Source organism: Pseudomonas sp. Q1-7, assembly GCF_028010285.1.
GTDB lineage: Bacteria > Pseudomonadota > Gammaproteobacteria > Pseudomonadales > Pseudomonadaceae > Metapseudomonas.
Genome location: NZ_CP116304.1, coordinates 3,774,677 through 3,789,283 on the forward strand (window position 1 = coordinate 3,774,677; position 14,607 = coordinate 3,789,283).

General features: G+C 66.0%; 18 protein-coding genes. 7 read left to right on the top strand and 11 right to left on the bottom strand.

The features are described 5' to 3' along the window. Positions 1 to 2: 2 nt before the first annotated feature. From PJW05_RS17480 to aroC, 6 genes are all read right to left on the bottom strand, one after another. Positions 3 to 560 (bottom strand): histidine phosphatase family protein, encoded by a 558-nt coding sequence (locus PJW05_RS17480; protein ID WP_271408237.1) that lies wholly within the window; start codon positions 558 to 560, stop codon positions 3 to 5. Between the two features lie 124 nt (positions 561 to 684). Then, on the bottom strand, positions 685 to 1,368 hold the full coding sequence (gene mtnC / locus PJW05_RS17485; RefSeq protein ID WP_271408238.1) for an acireductone synthase: 684 nt from the start codon (positions 1,366 to 1,368) through the stop codon (positions 685 to 687). A 42-nt stretch (positions 1,369 to 1,410) separates the two neighbouring features. After that, the gene (locus PJW05_RS17490; protein WP_271408239.1) at positions 1,411 to 1,956 is read right to left on the bottom strand and encodes a 1,2-dihydroxy-3-keto-5-methylthiopentene dioxygenase; all 546 of its coding nucleotides are present in this window, start codon (positions 1,954 to 1,956) and stop codon (positions 1,411 to 1,413) included. 87 nt (positions 1,957 to 2,043) lie between these two features. After that, a complete protein-coding gene (locus PJW05_RS17495; RefSeq protein WP_271408240.1) occupies positions 2,044 to 2,658 on the bottom strand; it encodes a methylthioribulose 1-phosphate dehydratase in 615 nt (204 codons plus the stop codon). After that, complete coding sequence (locus tag PJW05_RS17500) at positions 2,655 to 3,815, bottom strand: MFS transporter (RefSeq protein WP_271408241.1); 1,161 nt, start codon at positions 3,813 to 3,815, stop codon at positions 2,655 to 2,657. The genes PJW05_RS17495 and PJW05_RS17500 overlap by 4 nt, the downstream gene beginning before the upstream one ends. Then, positions 3,812 to 4,903 (bottom strand): chorismate synthase, encoded by a 1,092-nt coding sequence (aroC, locus tag PJW05_RS17505; RefSeq protein ID WP_271408242.1) that lies wholly within the window; start codon positions 4,901 to 4,903, stop codon positions 3,812 to 3,814. The genes PJW05_RS17500 and aroC overlap by 4 nt, the downstream gene beginning before the upstream one ends. A gap of 126 nt (positions 4,904 to 5,029) precedes the next feature. On the opposite strand from aroC, the gene PJW05_RS17510 reads away from it, so the two are divergent. Together PJW05_RS17510 and PJW05_RS17515 are read left to right on the top strand one after the other, a co-directional pair. Next, positions 5,030 to 6,010: an alpha/beta hydrolase gene (locus PJW05_RS17510; RefSeq protein ID WP_271408243.1), complete on the top strand. Its 981-nt coding sequence runs from the start codon at positions 5,030 to 5,032 to the stop codon at positions 6,008 to 6,010. 100 nt (positions 6,011 to 6,110) lie between these two features. After that, entirely contained in the window at positions 6,111 to 6,896 is a 786-nt protein-coding gene (locus tag PJW05_RS17515; protein ID WP_271408244.1) for a hypothetical protein, read from the top strand. A gap of 6 nt (positions 6,897 to 6,902) precedes the next feature. On the opposite strand, the gene prmB is transcribed toward PJW05_RS17515, so the two are convergent. Continuing rightward, complete coding sequence (gene prmB, locus PJW05_RS17520; protein WP_271408245.1) at positions 6,903 to 7,817, bottom strand: 50S ribosomal protein L3 N(5)-glutamine methyltransferase; 915 nt, start codon at positions 7,815 to 7,817, stop codon at positions 6,903 to 6,905. 214 nt (positions 7,818 to 8,031) lie between these two features. Between prmB and PJW05_RS17525 the strand changes: the two genes are divergently transcribed. From PJW05_RS17525 to PJW05_RS17535, 3 genes are all read left to right on the top strand, one after another. Next, positions 8,032 to 8,628 (top strand): cysteine hydrolase family protein, encoded by a 597-nt coding sequence (locus PJW05_RS17525; RefSeq protein ID WP_271408246.1) that lies wholly within the window; start codon positions 8,032 to 8,034, stop codon positions 8,626 to 8,628. A gap of 103 nt (positions 8,629 to 8,731) precedes the next feature. Continuing rightward, positions 8,732 to 9,052, top strand: coding sequence for a hypothetical protein (locus PJW05_RS17530; protein WP_271408247.1), 321 nt, complete (start codon positions 8,732 to 8,734; stop codon positions 9,050 to 9,052). 50 nt (positions 9,053 to 9,102) lie between these two features. Further along, positions 9,103 to 9,675, top strand: coding sequence for a Smr/MutS family protein (locus PJW05_RS17535; RefSeq protein WP_271408248.1), 573 nt, complete (start codon positions 9,103 to 9,105; stop codon positions 9,673 to 9,675). A 32-nt stretch (positions 9,676 to 9,707) separates the two neighbouring features. On the opposite strand, the gene PJW05_RS17540 is transcribed toward PJW05_RS17535, so the two are convergent. Then, complete coding sequence (locus tag PJW05_RS17540; RefSeq protein WP_271408249.1) at positions 9,708 to 10,256, bottom strand: carboxymuconolactone decarboxylase family protein; 549 nt, start codon at positions 10,254 to 10,256, stop codon at positions 9,708 to 9,710. Positions 10,257 to 10,345: 89 nt separating this feature from the next. Between PJW05_RS17540 and PJW05_RS17545 the strand changes: the two genes are divergently transcribed. Both PJW05_RS17545 and folE read left to right on the top strand, forming a co-directional pair. Beyond that, the gene (locus PJW05_RS17545) at positions 10,346 to 10,684 is read left to right on the top strand and encodes a winged helix-turn-helix transcriptional regulator (RefSeq protein WP_271408250.1); all 339 of its coding nucleotides are present in this window, start codon (positions 10,346 to 10,348) and stop codon (positions 10,682 to 10,684) included. 83 nt (positions 10,685 to 10,767) lie between these two features. Continuing rightward, positions 10,768 to 11,316, top strand: coding sequence for a GTP cyclohydrolase I FolE (gene folE / locus PJW05_RS17550; protein ID WP_028627819.1), 549 nt, complete (start codon positions 10,768 to 10,770; stop codon positions 11,314 to 11,316). 102 nt (positions 11,317 to 11,418) lie between these two features. Here folE and PJW05_RS17555 read toward each other — a convergent pair whose 3' ends face one another. The 3 genes from PJW05_RS17555 to PJW05_RS17565 all read right to left on the bottom strand — a co-directional run bounded on the left by PJW05_RS17555 (position 11,419) and on the right by PJW05_RS17565 (position 14,552). Then, positions 11,419 to 12,621 carry an ISL3 family transposase gene (locus tag PJW05_RS17555; protein ID WP_271408251.1) on the bottom strand — a complete coding sequence of 401 codons (1,203 nt, stop codon included), beginning with the start codon at positions 12,619 to 12,621 and terminating at the stop codon, positions 11,419 to 11,421. Positions 12,622 to 12,764: 143 nt separating this feature from the next. Then, positions 12,765 to 13,367, bottom strand: a complete 603-nt coding sequence (locus PJW05_RS17560; protein WP_271408252.1) for a glutathione S-transferase family protein — start codon at positions 13,365 to 13,367, stop codon at positions 12,765 to 12,767. Between the two features lie 18 nt (positions 13,368 to 13,385). Then, entirely contained in the window at positions 13,386 to 14,552 is a 1,167-nt protein-coding gene (locus PJW05_RS17565; protein WP_271408253.1) for an aminotransferase-like domain-containing protein, read from the bottom strand. Positions 14,553 to 14,607: the final 55 nt, after the last annotated feature.

The window sequence follows — 14,607 nt, forward strand, 5'->3', positions numbered from 1 at the left end:
CATCAGGGCTGGCGAATTCGCGCCAGCACCTTGGGCGGGTCCGCCAGGGGCAGTTCGATGATCATCCCTTCGCCGCTCTTCGGCGCAAACCCGGTCAACGCCTTGATGTTCACCTGGTGGCTGACCATGACCACCGGCCGGTCCTTGGGCACCTTGTCGATGGCCTTGCGCAGCTCCAACGTCTGCGCTGCCTGGCTGTCGGGATCGCTGAAAAAGGAGTCCAGCGCGGGGAGCGTTTCCACCGCCCCCAGCCCCATTTCCAGGGCGGTGTCCTGGGCGCGGCACCAGTTGCTGCTGTAGAGGCGCGGCTGCTCCACCTCGCGCCCCACCAGCAGCCTGCCCCAGCGCTTCGCTTCCTGGCGCCCCTGCTCGCTGAGATTGCGCTGGGTGCTGCAGTCACCCAGGCGGAAACCCTCCGGATCACCGGTACCAGGGGCCGTGGTGTGCCGCAGCAGGAGGAAGGCCTTGCCTTCGCGCAGGGCTTGCCAGGCGGATTTCTGGTCCGCCACCGCCGGCATGGCCAGCAGCGCGAACAGCATCAGGACGACAAGCCGGGTCATGGCCGAGCCACGACGGCGCAGAGACAGGGACCCATGGGGACGCTCCCGAGTGGATGCAGTTCCCCAAGGATAGATCGGCCGGCAGCGGGCTTCCTCGCGCTCCGTCAGCCGACTCCGGGCGGCCTCAGATGCGCGCCAGATCGATCACCGCAAAACTGGCCACCGTCTCATGCCCCGCCAGCAGTCCGCCTTCGCGGGCCAGGCCGACCGTCTGCAGGCCGGCCTCGCGGGCGGCATCCAGCTCCTCGACCACGTCGGACAGGAAAAGGATCTGCTCGCCCGACAGGCCGATGGCATCGGCAATGCGCCGGTAGGACGCCGCCTCGCGCTTCGGCCCGGAGGTGGTATCGAAGTAGCCGGAGAACAAGGGCGTCAGGTCGCCGGCCTCGGAGCAGCCGAAGATCAGCTTCTGCGCCTGGATGGAACCGGAGGAATAGACATAGAGGTCGTAGCCCTCCTCCTTCCAGCGGCGCAGCGCCTCCACCGCGTCCGGATAGACGTGGCCCTTGAGCTGGCCGGCGTTGTAGCCCTGCTCCCAGACCATGCCCTGCAGGGCCTTGAGCGGCGTCGCCTTGCGGTCTTCGGCGATCCAGCCGAGGAGAATCTCCACCACCCGCTCGACGCTGGCCCCTGCTTCACCGCTCTCCGCCCGTACGGCCTCGAGCTGCCGCGCCACCTCCGGCTGGTCGGCGTGGGCCAGGACGAACTCCGGCAGGTGGCGGGCGGCAAAGGGAAAAAGCACGTCGAAAACGAAGCTCACCGCGCTGGTGGTGCCTTCGATATCGGTGAGGATGGCCTTGATAGGCATGGGCGAACTCCAGGTGAATCAGGTCCAGGCAATTTCGGGAAATCAGTCTTCCAGTTGCGGGAAGCGCTTGGCGATTTCGTCGCCGGTGAAGTTGGCGACCCAGCCTTCCGGGTTGTTGAACAGACGAATGGCAACGAAGTGCGGGTGTTCGCCCATATCGAACCAGTGGCGGGTGCCGGCCGGCACCGAGATCAGGTCGTTCTTCTCGCAGAGCACGGCATACACGTAATCGTCGATATGCAAGGTGAACAGGCCGCGTCCGGCGACGAAGAAACGCACTTCATCCTCGCCATGGCGGTGCTCGTCGAGGAACTTGGCGCGCAGTTCGGCCTTCTGCGGGTGATTACTGTTCAGGCTGACCACGTCGACGGTAACGTAGCCCTGCTCCTGCATCAGCCGGTCGATCTGCGGCCGGTAGGCGGCAATCACCTCGTCCTGGCTCGCGCCCGGCGCGATGGCAGCCGAAGCCTCCCAGCGCTCGAAGCGCACGCCGACGGTGGCGAGGGTGGAGGCGATATCGTCCGGATGGGTGAGGACCTTGTTCGGCAGATCCGGGCTGGATTCGTGGTAGACGGTCAGGCTGCTCATCTGGGTACTCCTTGCGGGCCGCCTTCCGGCTCTCTGGCGGGTCGGGCGACGCCGGTTTCAGTCAGGCATCTTCGTGCGAGAAAAGCGTCAACGCTGGGTGATCGAGAGCGTCTTCAGCTCGCACTCGAAGAGGAATTCGAAGGCTTCGATCTGGCGCAGGGCGTCGCTCATGCGCGGCCCCCAAGTATAGAGGCCATGGCCGCGGATCAGGTAACCCACGCAATCGGGATGCTGGTCCAGCCAGGGCTGCACCTTGGCGGCCAGACGGGCGATGTCCTGATCGTTGTCGAAGATCGGTACCAGCACCTGGGACTCATGGGTGGAGATACCGCTGAAGGCTTTCTGCAGCTCGTAGTCGGCGAACACCAGGGAATCGGCCAGCGTCAGGCGCGAAAGCACGGTGGCGTTCACCGAGTGGGTGTGCAGCACCGCGCCGATTTCCGGCTTCCAGCGGTATAACTGGGTATGCAGCAGGGTCTCGGCCGAGGGCTTCTTGCCCGGTTCCAGGCTGTTGCCGTCGAGGTCGGTGGCCAGGACGTCGTCCTGCTCCAGCTGCCCCTTGTGCTTGCCGGACACGGTGAGCAGCGCTTCGCTGGCGGACAACCGCACCGAGTAATTGCTGCTGGTGGCCGGCGACCAGCCGCGGCCGTACAGGAAACGGCCGGCGTCGATGATTTCCTGGGCGAGTTGTTGGCGATTCATGCCCGCTCCTCCTGCAATTGGGTGGCAATGATAACGGCTGCGGCGGCTGCCGCGAGACTGGCGATGGCGTAGGTCCAGACCGGCCCGAAGCCGCTCCAGCTGTAGCCCGAGTAGAGTGCGCCGAGGGCGCCGCCAGTACCGGCCAGGGCGGCGTACAACGCCTGGCCCTGGCCTTGCTGGCGCGGTCCGAACCGACGTTGCACGAAATGGATGGCGGCCGCGTGAAAGCTGCCGAAAGTAGCGGCGTGCAGCAGTTGCGCGAACAGCAGCACGGGCAACTGGTCGGCGAAATTGCCGATCAACAGCCAACGCAGCGCGGCAATCAGGAAACTGACCAGCAGCACCGTCCGTACCGAGTAGCGCACCAGGATGCGCGCCATCACCAGGAACAACAGCACCTCGGCCACCACCCCCAGGGCCCAGAGCTGGCCGATCAGGCTGCGGGAATAGCCGAGGGATTCCAGGTAGATGGTCTGGAAGCTGTAGTAGGGCCCATGGGACAGCTGCATCAGCCCCACGCATAGATAGAAGGCGAGCACGCCCGGCTGGCGCAACTGGACGAGGAAGCCACCTTGCCCCGCCGCTTCCGGCCGCGCCTGGGGCGTCGCGTTGGGTACCCAGAAGCTGCTGAGGACGATGCCGGCCATGATCAGCACCAGCGCCCAGGGATAGAGGTCCAGGCTGAACAACTCGAACAGCTTGCCCAGGCCGATCACCGTGAGGATGAAGCCGATCGAACCCCAGAGCCGCACCTGGCTGTAGCGCGCCGCCTGCTCCCGCAGGTGGGCCAGGGTGATCACCTCGAACTGCGGCAGTACGGCATGCCAGAAGAAGGCGTGCAGGGCCATGATCAGGGCCAGCCAGGCATAGCGCTGGCTGACGAAGATCAACGAGAAGGTCACCAGGGTGCAGAAGGCGCCGAAGCGCACGATGTCCAGGCGCCGGCCACTGCGATCGCCCAGCCAGCCCCAGAGATTGGGCGCCACGCAGCGCATCAGCATGGGGATGGCCAGCAGCTCGCCGATGCGCGCACTGGAAAAGCCCAGGTGCGCGAAGTAGAGGCCAAGGAAGGGCGCCGTGGCGCCCAGCAGGGAGAAATAGAAGAGGTAGAAGCTGGACAGCCGCCAATAGGGCAGCGCGTTCGCGCCGCCGGTCACAGCTGGCCGAGCACCGGGGTGTCCACTCGCACGTCGGCATTCTGCGCGCGGTGGCGCAGCAGGTGATCCATCAACACGATGGCCATCATGGCTTCGGCGATCGGCGTGGCGCGGATGCCGACGCAGGGATCGTGGCGGCCCTTGGTGACGACATCCACCGGGTTGCCGTTCACATCGATGGAGCGACCGGGGGTGGTGATGCTGGAAGTCGGCTTGAGCGCAAGGTTGGCGATGATCGGCTGGCCCGACGAAATACCGCCGAGGATGCCGCCGGCATTGTTGCTGAGGAAGCCTTCCGGGGTCAGCTCATCGCGATGTTCGGTCCCGCGCTGGGCCACGCACTCGAAACCGGCGCCGATCTCCACGCCCTTCACGGCGTTGATGCTCATCAGCGCATGGGCCAGTTCGGCGTCCAGACGGTCGAAGATCGGCTCGCCCAGCCCCGGCGGCACGCCGTCGGCGACCACGGTGATCTTCGCGCCCACCGAGTCCTGGTCACGGCGCAGCTGGTCCATGTAGGCCTCCAGCTCCGGCACCTTGTCCGGGTCGGGGCTGAAGAAGGCGTTCTGCTCCACCGAATCCCAGGTCTTGAACGGAATCTCAATGGGGCCGAGCTGGCTCATGTAGCCGCGCACGGTGATGCCCTGGGTGGCCAGGAACTTCTTGGCGATGGCACCGGCCGCCACACGCATGGCGGTTTCCCGCGCCGAGGAGCGGCCACCGCCACGGTAGTCGCGGATGCCGTACTTGTGGTGGTAGGTGTAGTCGGCGTGGGCCGGGCGGAACAGGTCCTTGATCGCCGAGTAGTCCTTGGACTTCTGGTCGGTGTTGCGGATCAGCAGACCAATGGCGCAACCGGTGGTCTTGCCTTCGAACACGCCGGAGAGGATTTCCACTTCGTCCGCTTCCTGGCGCTGGGTGGTGTGGCGGCTGGTACCCGGCTTGCGGCGGTCGAGGTCACGCTGCAGGTCTTCGAGGGACAATTCCAGCCCCGGCGGGCAGCCGTCGACTATGGCGACCAGCGCCGGACCATGGCTTTCGCCAGCGGTGGTGACGGTGAACAGCTTGCCGTAGGTGTTGCCGGACATGCACAGTGCTCCGCAGAAATGGACCCCGATTCGAAGGCCGAGCAGTATACCCGCGGCCTTCCGTCAGTTCACCCCTCGAACCTCGCGCCGGCGGGCGCCTTCCCATCCAGGACGGACTTCACCCCCATGCTGCGACTGTTGCTGCTGTTCATCCCCCTTCTCGCCGGCCTCGCCCAGGCCGCTCCACAAAGCGTCTTGCATCGCCCCATCGAACTGGACACCGGCAGCGGGGTGCTGCACGGCAGCCTGCTGCTGCCCAAGGTCGAAGACGCCGTTCCGGTGGCGCTGATCATCGCCGGTTCCGGCCCGACCGACCGGGACGGCAACAACCCGATGGCCGGGCGCAACGACAGCTTGAAGAAGCTGGCCGAGGTGCTGGCGCAGAACGGCATCGCCAGCGTGCGCTATGACAAGCGCGGCATTGCCGCCAGCCAGGAGGCCGGCGCCGACGAGCGCCACCTCAGCATCGACCTCTACGCCCGCGATGCAGCCGCCTGGGGCCAGCGCCTGAAGCAGGATCCGCGCTTCTCCCGCCTCATCCTCATCGGCCACAGCGAGGGCGCATTGATCGCCAGCCTGGCGGCCGAGGCCGCCGGAGCCGACGCACTGGTCAGCATCGCCGGCAGCGCCCGCCCCATCGACCAATTGCTGCGGGACCAGCTGCAAAGCCGTCTGCCGCCCCCCCTGCTGACGCGCAGCGAAACCATTCTCGCCAGCCTGGCCGAGGGCCGCCAGGTGGCCGAGGTGCCCCGTGAACTGGAGGTGCTGTTCCGCCCCAGCGTGCAGCCCTACCTGATTTCCCTGTTCCGCCACGACCCGGCCCAGGCCTTCGGCCGGCTGCGGATACCGGCGCTGATCCTCCAGGGCAGCCACGACATCCAGGTCAGCGTGGCCGACGCCGAGCAGCTCAAGGCCGCCCGCCCCGAGGCCCGGCTCGACATCATTCCGGGCATGAACCACATGCTGCGCATCGTGCCGATGGAGATGGAACAGCAACTGGCTTCCTACCGCGATCCGCACCTGCCGTTGGCCCGGGAACTGGGCCAACGCCTGCTGGCCTTCATCCAGGCGCTGCCGGACTCCAGAAATGGCGAACGCCGCCGATAAGGGTTCAGGCTCCGCACGAAAGCCGCCGGACCAGGCGGTTTTCCGCACAGGACCAGGACTGACACCCCCGTCGCCGATCGCCCCCGCCAGGTACATCCCGATGACTGAAAGCCCAGCCGAACACCAGCCGAGCGCCGAAGAAGACGCCCCGCCACAACCCCATCCCTGGGCCGAGCTGGCGCCCGAGCACTTCGAACTGCTGCGCCTCGCGCCCCTGCCCATCGATCGCCACACCGGCGCGCGGCCGCTGCGCTTCGTCGAATTGGGCCGCGTGGAACGACACAGCCCGGAACAGAGCCTGCTGCGCCTGAGCATCGGGCTGCCCGGGCAGAAACTGCGCAAGGAACAGAACCTGCTGGAGGTCTGGGCCAACCATCTCAGCAAGGAAGTGCGCTTCGGCCCGGACGGTGGCCTGCAGTTGGAACCACAAAACCGCGGCCTGGGGCGTTTCCTGCTGGCGCAGGGCATCGCCTGGGCCAGACAACGCTGGGCGCACTACCGGGTCGAGGGCGGCGCGCTGCCGGCCAAGGACGCTCTGGATAGCGAGGCCCGCCTACGGCGCGACCACGTCCTCAAGGCGCAGGGGTTCGACGTCACCTACCTGGACAGCCTGCAATTGAAGGCCAGCTACGGCGCCGGTCGGGTCAGCGAGTTGCACGGCGACTGGCACCGCGAGAACGTGCAGCCGGTGGGCCTGCAGGAGGCCGCTGCGATGTTGGAACAGGCCGACCAGAACCTGCAGCGGCAAACCGTGGAGATTCGCAAGCTGGAAGAGCGCATCGCGATCTACCAGCGCGAAGACGGCGGCCTGCGCTTTACCATCGCCTGCCTGGTGGCGTTCGCGGTGTTCCAGGCCGGCCTGCTGATCTGGATCACCACCCACTGACCACGCCTAGGGGTTCAGCCGCGAGCGAAACAGCGCCTGATGCTCCCGGCACTGCCTGGCGCTGAGCAGGAACACGCCATGGCCACCGTGCTCGAAATCCAGCCAGAGGAAATCCACCTCCGGATAGAGCGCCTCGACGTGCACCTGGCTGTTACCCACTTCAACGATCAGCAAGCCCTTCTCGCTCAGGTGGTCAGCCGCCTCGGCCAGCATCCGCCGCACCAGGTCCAGGCCATCGGCGCCGCAGGCCAGGCCCATTTCGGGCTCATGGTGGTACTCGGCCGGCATGTCGGAGAAGTCTTCGGCGTCCACATAGGGCGGGTTGGACAGGATCAGGTCGAAGCGCTGCCCCGGCAGGCCGTCGAAGCCGTCGCCCTGGACGGTGTAGACGCGATCGTCCAGGCCATGGCGCTCGATGTTCAGGTTGGCCACCTCGAGCGCATCGAAAGAGAGGTCGCCGAGCACCACCTCCGCCTCCGGAAACGCATGGGCGCAGGCAATACCGATGCAGCCCGAACCGGTGCAGAGGTCGAGGATTCGCGCCGGGTCCTGCGGCAGCCAGGGGGCGAAGTGCTGCTGGATCAGTTCGGCGATGGGTGAGCGCGGCACCAGCACCCGTTCATCGACCACGAAGGGCATGCCGCAGAACCAGGCCTCGCCCAGCAGGTAGGCCACTGGCACGCGCTCCTCGATACGCCGGCGCAACAACTCGCGCAGCTGGGCGCATTCGTCCTCTTCCAGGCGGCAATCCAGGTAGCTGTCGGCAATTTCGTAGGGCAGGTGCAAGGCACCGAGCACCAGTTGGCGGGCCTCATCCCAGGCGTTGTCGGTGCCATGACCGAAGAACAGGTTTTCAGCATGGAAACGGCTGACGGCCCAGCGGATGTGGTCACGCAGGGTACGCAAGCGGGATTCGGACACGGCGGCTACCTCAGAAATCGGGGCGCAGATTCTACCACCCCCGCCGCCCCGGGGCAGCCCGACGGGCGGCGCCGAGGAGGCGCCCGCAAGCGCCGCCATGGCGCATTTGGCCGCCGGTTGCCGGGGTCGCGCCAGGCAACTGGACCTTGGTCCATGGTTCACTTATTCCGTCGCAGGGCGGACAATAGTGGCCATGTCGCACCTGGAGATTCGCATGTCCGCCCCGAAATCCATGTTCCAACTCAGTGGCCGCGGCCATCCGCCGGCCAGCCTGAACAATGCCACCCTGGTGATCATCGATGCCCAGGAAGAATACCGCAGCGGCGTCCTCGCCCTGCCCGGCCTCGACGAGGCCCTCGGCGAGATCGCCAGCCTCCTCGCCGCCGCCCGCAGCATGGGCACTGCCATCGTCCACGTGAAACACCTCGGCGTTCCCGGCGGCATCTTCGATCCCCGTGGCGAACGCGGCGAGCACCTGGCCGAAGTCGCTCCCCTGCCCGGCGAGATCGTCGTCGAGAAACGCCTGCCCAATGCCTTCGCCGGCACCGACCTGCACGACCGCCTGCAGGCCATCGGTCATCTGGACCTGATCGTCTGCGGCTTCATGACCCACTCCAGCATCAGCACCACCGTCCGCGCCGCGAAGGACTATGGTTATCGCTGCACGCTGGTGAGCGCCGCCTGCGCGACCCGCGACCTGCCGACCGTCGATGGCGGCGTCATCAGCGCGGAGGAGATGCACCGGGTCGAGGTGATCGCCCTCGCCGACAACTTCGCCAGCGTAGTGCCGCAGGCCAAGGCGCTTTTCTGATCCAGAAAAGCGTCGTCACATCCCGCGACATCCGCGACGGGGCAGACCGGAACCACCACCAGCCGGCGCCGGTCATAACCCGATCAAGCAAGAGGACGTCCGGATGAAGTTATCCGATGGTTTCGATGCCCGCCGTCTGCGCCCGAGGGGCCCAGGCAGCTGGCGCTGGCGTTTCGCGGCCGCCCTGGCCGCGCTCTTTGCCGGTTTCGGCGTGCTGCTGGCGATGGCCGGCACCGCCACCCTCCTTGGTCGCCCCCCGGCCCTCGGTCCGCTCAACGACAGCACCGGAGCGGCCATCGTGCTACTGCTTTTCGGCCTGCTCTTCCTGTGGATCGGCGTGCTCGCCTGGCGCCTTTGCCGGCGGCGCTCGCGGCGCCGCAACGCCCTCAGCATGTCGCCCCACCTGATGAAGAAACGCGACTGAGCCGCGAATCGGACATTTGGGTACACTAGCCGCCCTTCGCGGAGGCCTGTATGCAAGACGACACCCAGCACATTGACGAAAGCACCCTGTTCGCCGAACAGATGCGCGGCGTGAAGCGCATCCAGAACGATCGCGCGGACACCGGTAAGCCGAAGACCGACGTCAAACAGCTCGCCAATCGCCGGCAGAACGCCACGGCGGCCCAGGCCGGCGTCAAGGTGGACGGTCTCTCCGACCAGTTCGTCATCGATGTGGGCGCCGAAGACGAACTGTACTGGGCTCGCGACGGCGTACAGGAAAGCCAGATGCGCAAGCTCAAGCAGGGGCAGATCGGCTTCGAAGGCAGCCTCGACCTGCACGGCATGACCGTGGAAAAGGCCCGTGAAACCCTCTGGGACTTCATCGCCGAAGCCACCCGCTTCGAAGTGCGCTGCGTGCGTGTCACCCATGGCAAGGCGGCACGCCTGGACGGCAAGCGCCCGCTGATCAAGAGCCACGTCAACACCTGGCTGCGCCAGCATCCGCAGGTCCTGGGCTTTACCTCCTGCCAACCCAGACACGGCGGAACCGGCGCGGTATACGTGATGCTGCGCCGAACCATGCTCGAAGGCCGCGACGAGTGACAGCGCGGGGCGGCGTGGCGGTCTGTTCGCAGTCAGGCCGGGAACCGCGGCGCATTCGCCTCCAGCTCCACCCGCAGCCCCTTGGCCAGGAAGGACACGGCGTGGTACAGCCCCGCCAGCATCACACACTCCACCAACTGTTCCTCGCTGAAATGCCCACGCAGGCGCTGCCACAGGTCGTCGTCGATGTCCGCTCGCTCATGCAGGGCATCGGCGAGAGCCAGCAGCGCCAGCTCCGAGTCCTCCCATAGCGCCGCGTCCACCGCCAAACGGCAGGTATCGGCCAGTTGCGCCGGGCTGAAACCCGCGCGGGCATTGAAGGCCGCCACATGCACACCCCATTCGTACTCAGCCCCGCAGCGGGCCGTGCTGCGCAGGATCAGTAGCTCCCGTTCGCGCAGACGGATGCTGCCGCGATCCAGCAGGCCGCCGGCCATCATCCGCTGCAATACACGGGAATTGCGGCCGACGCAGCGAAACAGCTTGAGCGGCGGCACGCCGGGCGGCATGACGCAGTCGAAAGCCGCCTGGATTTCCGCTTCGTAGGGGGCGTCCAGAGGCTGGATGCGGGTCTGGCTCATGGTGAGACTCCTGTCGGGCTGATACGCTATCGAAAACGTAGCACCCGAAGTCGTCGTACGCTACTAAATTCGAAGCAATGGAGACGATCATGACCACTCCACTCCCCGGCCAACCCGTCCGCGGCTCCAGCAGCGGACGCCCGATCATGGCGCTGCTCGACCTTCTCGGCCGACGCTGGAGCCTACGGGTGCTCTGGGAACTGAACCAGGGACCGACGACCTTCCGTGAGCTGCAGGCACGCTGCGAGGGGCTTTCCCCTTCGGTGCTCAACACCCGCCTGGGCGAACTGCGCCAGGCGCTGCTGGTGGAAAACGGCGACGCCGGCTACCGCCTGACGGACGACGGCGCGGAGTTGGTGCGACGCTGCCTGCCGCTGGCGGAGTGGGCGGCGAATTGGGCCGATCGCCTGCCCACACCCGAAAAATGAATCGTACTGGCGCATGGCGCCCTTGCCAGCCGCCCCTTCGCGCCCTACCCTGCGCCTTTGCGTAAATCCTCACAGGAATTTCCATGTCCCTGGAACAGCATTACACCGCGATCCTCGGCCAGCTCGGCGAGGACGTCTCCCGCGAAGGCCTGCTCGACACCCCGAAGCGCGCTGCCAAGGCGATGCAGTACCTCTGCCGCGGCTACCAGCAGACGCTGGAAGAAGTCACCAATGGCGCCCTGTTCAGCTCCGACAACAGCGAAATGGTGCTGGTGAAGAACATCGAGCTGTATTCCCTCTGCGAACACCACCTGCTGCCGTTCATCGGCAAGGCTCACGTGGCCTACATCCCCAACGGCAAGGTGCTGGGCCTGTCCAAGGTGGCACGCATCGTCGACATGTTCGCCCGCCGCCTGCAGATCCAGGAAAACCTCAGCCGCGAGATCGCCGAAGCCGTGCAACAGGTCACCGGCGCCCTGGGCGTGGCCGTGGTCATCGAGGCCCAGCACATGTGCATGATGATGCGCGGCGTGGAGAAGCAGAACTCCTCCATGGTCACTTCGGTGATGCTCGGCGAGTTCCGCGAGAACGCCGCCACCCGCAGCGAATTCCTCAGCCTGATCAATAACTGATCCCCGCTGGGCACCGAAAGAAGCCGGCAATTGCCGGCTTTTTTCATGGCCGCCGGAACATCCGAGGGCAGCCGGACACAGCCCGATCCGGATAAAAAAGGTTCATCGCGCTTTCCCGGGGAAGGCGGCCTTGATTTTCAGGAAGAAGTAGTGGGAGTCCCGGAAGCCGTAGGCCATCCGTTTGATCACCTTGATGCGGTTGTTCACGCCTTCCAGGACGCTGGTGTGCAGGGGGAAGCGGGCGCTGGCGAGGATGCCCCGGGCGTATTTGCGCAGATTCCGGGCAAAGCGTTGGAGCGGCGCCAGACCGCTGTCCCGAGCATGCCGTAGCCAACTTCGCCAGCGCCGCCAGCCCTCTCGCACAGTGGGGGCGTACCAGACTTCCTTCAGGGCATCCTTGAGCACGTAGACCGTGGCCAGCGGCTGGTTGGCGTCGAGTAGCTCCTGCAACTGCACGGCTTGCCCGTCCTTCAGACTCTCGCGGTTGCGCAGCAACAGCCAGCGGCTCTGCTTGACCACCTTGCGCGCCGGTTTGTCCTGGCGCAGCAGGTTGGCCTGGTCGACCCGGATGCGGTCGATCACCTCGCGGCCGTAGCGCGCCACCACATGGAAGAGGTCGTACACCACTTCGGCCTGCGGGCAATGCCGCTGCACCTCCAGGTCGAACGCGGTGTTCATGTCCATCGCCACCGCCTCGATCTGTTGGCAGCGCTCGCCGAGCAGCTCGAAGAACGGACGAATCGCCTCACGGCTGTTGCCATGCCCCACCCACAGCACCCGTGTCCGCTCGGCATCCATGATCACCGTGGCGTAGCGATGGCCCTTGTGCAGGGCGAACTCGTCCATCACCAACCGGCGCACCTCGCCCGGATCGAACGCGCCGACGGCGGCTTCCAGGCGACGTTTATCGAGCTGCTTGAGCGTGTGCCAGTGCAAGCCGGTGAGGCGGCTGACGTGGCTGATCGGCAGCAGTTGCAGCAAAGCCTCGAGCCAGGCCTGCAAGCGCCGCGTCAGGCGTGACGCCGGCTCCAGCCAGGCGATCCGCTCGGTCACCCGCCCACAGCGCAGGCAGTCAACGCGGCGCACCGGCACCTGGAGCAGAACGCGCTGGTCGAGCAAGTCGCGATCGCGTACCCGACGCAGTCGGCACTCATGGATCAGCGGACAAGCTTGGCCGCAGCGCCCACATTCGGGGATGGCGTCGGCTCGAGGCTTGAGTTCGATCAGCAGGGTGTTGTCGGCAGAGGGGCGACAGGCGACGACTTCGTAGCCTGGCCAGAACTGGGCAAGATCAATAGGATGCACGGCGGCAGCAGGGAGTGGGGGTTGGTTCGTTTGGCGACTGCCAATTTACCCACTTCCCTGACTGTCAACGCGCTCTTCCCCCAGACTCCGCGAAGAACCATAAAAAAGCCGGCTTGCGCCGGCTCCTTCACCCTTAGGCACGCTCACCCCAGCATGGTCACATGCCGCGGATGGCTGGCCACGCGGTCCAGCCAGGCGAGGATCGCCGGGTAGCCGGACAGGTCGAAGCCGCCTTCATGGGCCACGTGGGTGTAGGCGTAGAGGGCGATATCGGCGATGGAAAACTGCTCACCCACCAGATACGGCGTGCGCTGCAGCTGCTTCTCCATCACTTTCAGCGCCTTGTGCCCGCGCGCCTGACAGACCTTGTACTCCTCCAGACGGTCGTCCGGCATGCCTTGGTAGAGCTGGATGAAGCGCGCCACCGCCACATAAGGCTCATGACTGTACTGCTCGAAGAACTGCCACTGCAGCACCTGGGTGCGCAGGCGCGGCTCGGAAGGCAGCAGGTCGCTGCCTTCGGCGAGGAAGTTGAGGATGGCATTGGATTCCCAGAGGGTGGTGCCGTCTTCCAGTTCCAGCACGGGAATCTTGCCGTTGGGATTCATCTCCAGGAACTCGGGGTCCTGGGTCTCGCCCTTGAGGATGTCCACCGGTACCCATTGGTACGGCAGGCCGAGCAGATTGAGGATCAGCTTGACCTTGTAGCAGTTGCCGGACTTGTAATCGCCGTAAACCTTGTACATCGCTCTTCTCCTCTGTAATCAGGCGGCCTCGGCCGCCTGCGCCTGGCGGACGACGCCGGCCAGCCGCTTCAGACCTTCACCGAGACGTTCCGGGGCCACATGGCTGAAGTTCAGGCGCAAGTGGCCGGGATGCTGGTCCGGGTCGATGAAGAAAGGTTCGCCCGGCATGAAGGCGACGTTCTGTTCCAGCGCCGGCTTCAGCAGGGTGCGGGTGTCCAGTTTGTGCTTCAGGGTCAGCCAGAAGAACAGCCCGCCCTGGGGGATTTCCCAAGTGGCCAGCTCGCCGAAGTGTTCCTCCAGTTCCGCCTGCATGGCGTCGCGGCGTACTCGGTAGAAGTCGCGCAGTTCGGCCAGGTGCTGGCGGTACTGCTCGGTACCGAACCATTGCAGCGCCTGCCACTGGCCGATGCGGTTGGTGTGCAGGTCGGCCGACTGCTTCAGGCGCAGCAGGTGCGGGTAGAGGTCCGGGGTGGCGATCAGGAAGCCCACGCGCAGGCCCGGCAGCAGGGTCTTGGACACCGTGCCGGTATAGATCCAGCTGGTCTTTTTCAGACGGCTGACGATGGGCGTGGCGCTGCCTTCGTCGAACACCAGTTCGCGGTAGGGTTCGTCTTCGATCAGGGTCACGCCGAACTCGTCCAGCAGGGCCGCGACCGCGTCGCGCTTGGCCTCGCTATAGCGGGTGCCGGACGGATTCTGGAAAGTCGGGATGAAATACGCGAAGGCCGGCTTGTGCTGCTCCAGGCGCTGGCGCAAGGCGGCGATCTCCGGACCGTCGGCTTCCTGGGGGACGGCGATGCAGTTGGCACCGAACAGCTGGAAGGCCTGCAGGGCCGCCAGGTAGGTAGGCGCTTCCAGCAGCACTTCGGTGCCCGGGTCGATGAACAGCTTGGAGGCCAGGTCCAGGGTCTGCTGGGAGCCGCTGACGATCAGCACCTGGCTCGCCTCGCAGGGAACGCCCAGGGCACGCGCTTCGGCGGCGATGGCCTCACGCAGGGCCGGCTCGCCCTCGCTCATGCCGTACTGGCCCATGCTGGCCGGCATCGCCTCCCAATCCACCTTCGGCAGCATCGGCTCGGCCGGCAGGCCACCGGCGAAGGACATCACTTCCGGACGCTGGGCGGCGGCAAGGATTTCGCGGATGAGGGAGCTTTTCAGGCGGGCGATGCGTTCGGAGAAGGCCATGGAGTGTCACCGGGTGCGGAAGCGAGGAAATTGAGTCAAACTGCTTGACCGAAAC

Bases quoted from the DNA above. Each gene is read 5' to 3' on its own strand.
- PJW05_RS17480 (WP_271408237.1), bottom strand. From the start codon at position 560: ATGACCCGGCTTGTCGTCCTGATGCTGTTCGCGCTGCTGGCCATGCCG.
- mtnC (WP_271408238.1), bottom strand. From the start codon at position 1,368: ATGCCTATCAAGGCCATCCTCACCGATATCGAAGGCACCACCAGCGCG.
- PJW05_RS17490 (WP_271408239.1), bottom strand. From the start codon at position 1,956: ATGAGCAGCCTGACCGTCTACCACGAATCCAGCCCGGATCTGCCGAAC.
- PJW05_RS17495 (WP_271408240.1), bottom strand. From the start codon at position 2,658: ATGAATCGCCAACAACTCGCCCAGGAAATCATCGACGCCGGCCGTTTC.
- aroC (WP_271408242.1), bottom strand. From the start codon at position 4,903: ATGTCCGGCAACACCTACGGCAAGCTGTTCACCGTCACCACCGCTGGC.
- PJW05_RS17510 (WP_271408243.1), top strand. From the start codon at position 5,030: ATGCTGCGACTGTTGCTGCTGTTCATCCCCCTTCTCGCCGGCCTCGCC.
- PJW05_RS17515 (WP_271408244.1), top strand. From the start codon at position 6,111: ATGACTGAAAGCCCAGCCGAACACCAGCCGAGCGCCGAAGAAGACGCC.
- PJW05_RS17525 (WP_271408246.1), top strand. From the start codon at position 8,032: ATGTCCGCCCCGAAATCCATGTTCCAACTCAGTGGCCGCGGCCATCCG.
- PJW05_RS17530 (WP_271408247.1), top strand. From the start codon at position 8,732: ATGAAGTTATCCGATGGTTTCGATGCCCGCCGTCTGCGCCCGAGGGGC.
- PJW05_RS17535 (WP_271408248.1), top strand. From the start codon at position 9,103: ATGCAAGACGACACCCAGCACATTGACGAAAGCACCCTGTTCGCCGAA.
- PJW05_RS17540 (WP_271408249.1), bottom strand. From the start codon at position 10,256: ATGAGCCAGACCCGCATCCAGCCTCTGGACGCCCCCTACGAAGCGGAA.
- PJW05_RS17545 (WP_271408250.1), top strand. From the start codon at position 10,346: ATGACCACTCCACTCCCCGGCCAACCCGTCCGCGGCTCCAGCAGCGGA.
- folE (WP_028627819.1), top strand. From the start codon at position 10,768: ATGTCCCTGGAACAGCATTACACCGCGATCCTCGGCCAGCTCGGCGAG.
- PJW05_RS17560 (WP_271408252.1), bottom strand. From the start codon at position 13,367: ATGTACAAGGTTTACGGCGATTACAAGTCCGGCAACTGCTACAAGGTC.
- PJW05_RS17565 (WP_271408253.1), bottom strand. From the start codon at position 14,552: ATGGCCTTCTCCGAACGCATCGCCCGCCTGAAAAGCTCCCTCATCCGC.